Source organism: Caulobacter sp. (assembly GCF_035254145.1).
Classification (GTDB): Bacteria; Pseudomonadota; Alphaproteobacteria; order Caulobacterales; family Caulobacteraceae; genus Caulobacter.
Map to the genome: position 1 here is coordinate 1 of NZ_DATFAV010000302.1, position 6005 is coordinate 6005.

At 68.0% G+C, this 6005-nt stretch carries 4 protein-coding genes; 2 read left to right on the top strand and 2 right to left on the bottom strand.

All coding sequences use genetic code 11. The features are described 5' to 3' along the window. Positions 1-21: 21 nt before the first annotated feature. Positions 22-1263 (bottom strand): TetR/AcrR family transcriptional regulator, encoded by a 1242-nt coding sequence (locus VJ655_RS18220; protein ID WP_324113540.1) that lies wholly within the window; start codon positions 1261-1263, stop codon positions 22-24. A 206-nt stretch (positions 1264-1469) separates the two neighbouring features. Next, positions 1470-3386, bottom strand: a complete 1917-nt coding sequence (locus VJ655_RS18225) for an ATP-binding protein (protein WP_324113542.1) — start codon at positions 3384-3386, stop codon at positions 1470-1472. A gap of 123 nt (positions 3387-3509) precedes the next feature. Here VJ655_RS18225 and VJ655_RS18230 point away from each other — a divergent pair, with 123 nt between their 5' ends. Continuing rightward, positions 3510-4736, top strand: coding sequence for a serine hydrolase domain-containing protein (locus tag VJ655_RS18230; protein ID WP_324113544.1), 1227 nt, complete (start codon positions 3510-3512; stop codon positions 4734-4736). 526 nt (positions 4737-5262) lie between these two features. After that, the coding region (locus VJ655_RS18235) for an enoyl-CoA hydratase/isomerase family protein (RefSeq protein WP_324113546.1) at positions 5263-6005 on the top strand (743 nt) is incomplete at its 3' end.

Genomic DNA, 6005 nt, shown 5'->3' on the forward strand with positions numbered 1-6005 from the left:
CCCGCAAGGGGAGAAGGATGATTACCCCAGCACGCCCGTCAGTAGCGGCTTGGCGAACAGGTCGGCGGCTTCGTCCCGTTCCAGGCCGGGAACCCAGGCGCCCAGCGAGGCGGCGGCGTTCAGCATCGAGTTGATCATGTGGGCGGCGATGCTGGGGTCGATCGGACGGATCGAGCCGTCGGCGATCCCGTCGGAGATGATCGAGGCGAAGCGCTGCCAGCCGCGGGCATAGCCGTCGGCCATGTCGTGGCGCAGCGCATCGGGCAGGGCGCCCATCGACGAAGCCCTCAGCAGCGGCCCGTGCTCGGACAGCTGGTAGGAGCACAGGCCCGCCGCCGTCGAGGCCAGCTGGGTCCAGCTGTCGGCGGGCAGGCCCCGGGCGTCCAGCTGCGAGCGGCGGGTGACGGTGAAGGTGCGCTCGAAGCACTCGGCGACCAGGGCGTCCTTGTCGTCGTGGTGGTGATAGAACGAGCCCTTGGTGACGTTCAGCGCCGCCGAGATGTCCTCGACCGAGGCCCCGCGATAGCCGCGCTGGTTGATCAGGCGGGTGGCGGCGACCAGGAAGGTCTCGCGCCACTCCAGCCCCTCGACCGCCAGGCCGTCATGCGACGAGGGCGTGGGGTCGGGCAGGGCTTGCGGCGCCCAGGTCCGGCCGCCGGCCGCCAGACCGTTCAGCAGGATGTCGCCCAGCCGGTCGCGCACCCGGCCGTAATCCTCGACGTCGTAGCGACGCAGCCAGGTGCCCGACCAGAACACCTGCTCCATCAGAAGGTGGGTGCGGGCGTTGCGCTGGCGCTTGTCCAGGTGGGCCAGGGACGGATCGTCGAAGAAGCTCCGCACCCGGCGAAACAGGTCATTGAACGCGCCGATGACCGAGCCGCGCAGGGGCTCCTTGAGCGCCTTGATCTCGGTGAAGCTGGTCAGCGGCGTGGCCTCGCCCAGCCGGACCTGGCGGTTGAGGTCGAGATAGAGGTCCAGGAACTTCAGGATGCGCGCGGCGGGCGTGCCTTGCGCGGCGGCTTCCTCGACCATGGCCTCGAAGCGTTCAAGGCCGCGCATGAAGCAGGCGGCGGCCAGGTCGTCCTTCTTGCGGTAGTAGTAGGTGACGCTGGTGGTGTTCAGGCCCACCTTGGCGGCGACGTCGGCCAGGGTCATGCCGCGCACGCCCTGGCGGTTCAGGATCGCCGTGGCGGCCGACAGGATCGTCTCCTTCTTGCGGGCGTAGCGCGCCGTCGCCGCCCCCGCGATCCGACCATCATCCATCGAACAAACCCCTGACACGCCCTGTCCCGCCCGGCGGCCCGCCTTCGGACGGTCGGACCTATCTAGGCGTCCGACGCCTTGCCTTAAAGGTCGCGACCTCCGTGGAGGGACAATATGCGACCGGTAACGCCACCTTTTGTCAGGATTGTTTCAGGAGGGTGGTCGGAATCCCTCTCTCTTTGAGAGAGGGGTTTTTCCAGTCCTCCCTACGACGCCTTCAGCGTCGACGGGCGCTCACCCAGCAGGGCGTGGGCGATGGCTTGGGTGAGGGCGGCGGGGGAGAGCGGCTTGGCGATCGCGCCGTTCATGCCGGCGGCCAAGTAGGCGGCCTGCTGGTGGGCCATGGCGTTGGCGGTCATGGCCAGGATCGGCGCGGCGCCCATCGGACCGGGCAGGGCGCGGATGCGGTGGGTGGCCTCCACCCCGTCCATGCCGGGCATCTGGATGTCCATCAGGATCAGGTCGAAGCCCTCGCGCGCGGCGGCCACGCCCTGGACGCCGTCCTCGGCCAGGGTCACGCGCGCGCCCAGCGCCTCCAGCATGCGGCCGGCGATCAGGCGGTTGGTGGCGTTGTCCTCGACCAGCAGCACGCGCAGGCCGGCGAACAGCGGCGTGTCGTCCTCGGTCTCCAGCTCGACCGGCGGGGCGCAGGCCTCGGCCTCGATCTCCAGCCAGAAGGTCGAGCCCCGGCCCGGCGTGCTGTCGAAGCCGACCATGCCGCCCATCAGCTCGGCCAGGCGACGGCAGATGGCCAGGCCCAGGCCCGAGCCGCCGAACCGTCGGGTTGTCGAGCCGTCGCCCTGGCGGAAGCGCTCGAACAGCATCCGGCCGGCCTCTTCGCCGATGCCGACGCCGGTGTCCTGGATCTCGTAGCGCAGCAGCAGGCGATCGCCGTCCCGCCGTCCGGTCAGACGGGCCACGACGCCGCCCTCCAGGGTGAACTTCACGGCGTTGCCCAGCAGGTTGAACAGGGCCTGGCGCAGGCGCAGCGGGTCGGTGGCCGCCCAGCCCAGATGGTCTACAGCCTCGACGCGCAGATAAAGGCCCCTGGCCTCGGCCTGGGGACGCAGCATGTCGGCCACGCCCGCCAGCAGCTCGGCCGGCTCGGTCGGCTCGACCGACAGCTCCAGCCGGTCGGCCTCGATCCTCGAGAAGTCGATGATGTCGTTGAGCAGCTGGGACAGCATCTCGCCGCAGCCCAGCGCCTCGTTCAGCAGGCGGCGGCCGTCGTCCGACAGCTTTTCGTTCTTGAGCAGGTGCAGCACGCCCAGCACCCCGTTCATCGGCGTGCGGATCTCGTGGCTCATATTGGCCAGGAACTGGCTCTTGGCCTCGGCCGCGCCCAGGGCCGCGTCGCGGGTCTCGACCAGCTCGGTGACGTTCTGGCTGATGCCGATCACGTCCCAGACGTCGGGCCGCGAGCCGCGCACGCCCCGCCAGGCCGCGTGCATGTGGGCCCAGGTCTCGGTGGCGGGATCCAGATAGCGGTAGTCGATCTCGACATGTTCGCCGGTGCGCAGGGCGCGCGAGAACTCGTCCCAGACCCGCTCGCGGTCGTCGGGATGGATCGACAGGGTCATCTCCGAGACGGTCATGGTCCGCATTCCGCCCTCCGGGTGGCTGGGCGTGGGGATGTCCTGGTCGAAGACGTAGACGCCCTTGCGCGGATTGAAGCGCCAGACATAGACGCCGGCGGCGGTGCGCAGCAGCTCGTTGGAGCGCTCGGCCTGCTGGCGGGCGATCTGGCGGCGGCGTTCCTCGCTGAAATCCTGGAAGACGATCAGCAGGCCGCCGCCCTCCATCACCTTGGACTGCGAGCGAACCCATAGCCAGCCGCCGCCCTTGCGGGCCAGGCGGTGCTCGGCGCGGGCGTGGCCGACCACGCGCAGGGCGTCGGCGATGGCGTGGATGACGTCGGTGTCGTGCAGGTGGAAGAAGTCGCGCATCGGGCGGCCGAGGCTCTCCTCGGCGGTCCAGCCGGTGGCCTGGGTCCAGGCCGGATTGACCCGGACGATGGCGTCGTCCTGCATGGCCACGAACATGTCGAGGCTGCTCTGGAAGAACCAGTCGGCCGCCGCTGCTTCGATTCTGGAGGCAGCCTCGGCGTCCAAGTGCTTGCCCATCCCGTTTCCCTCGTTTTCAATCAGGATGCGCCGGGTCGGGTAAAGGTAGCGTTGCGGCATAGTGTCTCGGCGCCGCGCCTCGATCCGGTCGCCAAGAGTCAACAAGCAGGGGAGGGCCGGATCTTGAGCACGCCGGAAGCCGTAGGAATGTCGTCGCAGCGCTTGAAGCGCATCGATAGCTTCATCCAGGCCAGATACATCGATACGGGAAAACTGCCGTGCGCCCTGACCCAGGTGTGGCGGCGCGGCCAGCTGGCCCACACCTCGGTGTTGGGCCAGGCCGATATCGAGCGCGGCAAGCCGCTGAAGGCCGACAGCCTGTTCCGCATCTATTCGATGACCAAGCCGGTCACCAGCGTGGCCTTCATGATGCTGGTCGAGGACGGTTTGGTGGCGCTGGACGATCCGGTGCACCGTTTCATCCCGGCCTGGCGCGACCTGGGCGTATTCAACGGCGGCGTGGCGGGCGCCTTCCTGACCAAGCGTCCGGCCGAGCCGATGCGGATGATCGACCTGCTGCGCCACACCGCCGGCCTGACCTATGGCTTCCAGCAGCGGACCAATGTCGACGCGGCCTATCGCAAGCTGAAGCTGGACGGCGTCGACAGCGAGGGAGGCTTGCAGGCCTTCGTCGACGCCCTGGCGACCGTGCCGCTGGAGTTCACCCCGGGCGAGGCCTGGAACTATTCGGTGGCCACCGACGTCCTGGGCTATCTGGTCGAGACCATCTCGGGCCAGCCGTTCGACGTGTTCCTGAAGACCCGAATCTTCGACCCGCTGAAGATGGTCGACACCGGCTTCTTCGCGCCCGAAAGCCAGAAGTCGCGTCTCACCGCCTGCTATACGCTGACGCCGTCGGGCAAGGTGGTGCTGCAGGACGATCCGGAAAAGAGCCGCTTCCTGTCCGACCCGTCGGTGAAGTCGGGCGGCGGCGGCCTGGTCTCGACCGCCGACGACTACATGCGCTTCTGCCGCATGCTGCTGAACGGCGGCGAGCTGGACGGGGCGCGGCTGATCAGTCCCAAGACCATCAAGCTGATGACCATGAACCACCTGCCCGGCGGCAAGGAGCTGGTGCAGCTGTCCAAGTCGCTCTTCAGCGAGGCGGTGTTCGAGGGGCTGGGCTTTGGCCTCGGCTTCGCCATGACCATCGACCAGGCCCGGACCAAGAACCTGGGCTCGCTGGGCGAGTACTTCTGGGGCGGCATGGCCTCGACCGCGTTCTGGATCGACCCGGTCGAGGACCTGGCGGTGGTGTTCATGACCCAGCTGACGCCGTCCAGCGCCTACCCGATCCGCCGGGAACTGCGGACGCTGGTCTATTCCAGCCTGACGGAGGCGGCGGGGTGAGATCTTAAATCCTCCCCCCAGCGGGGGAGGTGGCGCGAAGCGCCGGAGGGGGAAGTTCTGCTGAACTTGCCTCTTCCCCCTCCGTCGTCTCTTCGAGCCGACACCTCCCCCGCTAGGGGGAGGATTTGATAAAAAACCGGCGCGGGAGACCCCCTCCCGCGCCGAGTTGCGCTTACCAAAGTCCGACGCATTGCGAGCAATACGCCACGCTCGCGGCCCCACCGGCTTCGAAACGTCGGGACGCGTGCAAGGCGCGTCCAAAGCCCATGACTTCCCGCGAACGCCCTCCCCAGACCGGATCATTCTCTCTGGAATTCAGACCGCTGCGACCTGGTCGGGCGCGTGTCGGCTCCACGGACGATCTCGACTGAAACTACGGTTTCGAATTTGTAGTATGCAAAACCACTCGTCAACGGCGGGCGCCTGGAAATCGGGCGCCGTTACGGGGGTCTGGACATCTTCGCCGGAGCGTGCAGGCTTCAAACAACCGTTCAAACCATAACCAACAACAGAGGGTGGAAGCCGTATGGCCGCGATCAACGCCGTCACCGATTTTTCCGTGGAAGGCGACGTGGGCGTCGTCACGCTGAACTCGCCGCCGGTCAATGCGCTGTCGGCCGTGGTCCGGGAGGGGCTGAAAGGCGCCTTCGAGGCCGCCATCGCCGATCCGGCCGTCAAGGCCATCGTGCTGATCTGCGACGGCAAGACCTTCATCGCCGGCGCCGACATCACCGAATTCGGCAAGGCCATGACCGGCCCGTCGCTGCAGGACGTGCAGGCGATCATCGAGAACTCGCCCAAGCCCGTCGTCGCCGCGATCCACGGCACCGCCCTGGGCGGCGGCTTGGAGGTGGCGCTGGTCGCCAACTATCGCGTGGCCGTTCCCTCGGCCAAGGCCGGCCTGCCGGAAGTGAACATCGGCCTCTTGCCCGGGGCCGGCGGCACCCAGCGCCTGCCGCGCATCGTCGGCGTCGAGAAGGCGCTGGAGATGGTTACCAGCGGCCAGCACGTGCCGGCCAAGGCGGCCCACGCCATGGGCCTGTTCGACGAACTGGTCGAGGAGGGAAGCTTGCGCGCCGGCGCCATCGCCTTCGCCCGCAAGGTGGTGGCCGAGGGCCGTCCGCTGAACAAGGTTCGCGACCTTTCGACCAAGGTCGAGGCCGCCCGCGGCAAACCCGAGATCTTCGAGGCCTTCCGCAAGGCCAACGCCAAGAAGTTCCGCGGCTTCATGGCTCCGGAGAACAACATCAAGTGCATCGAGGCGGCGGT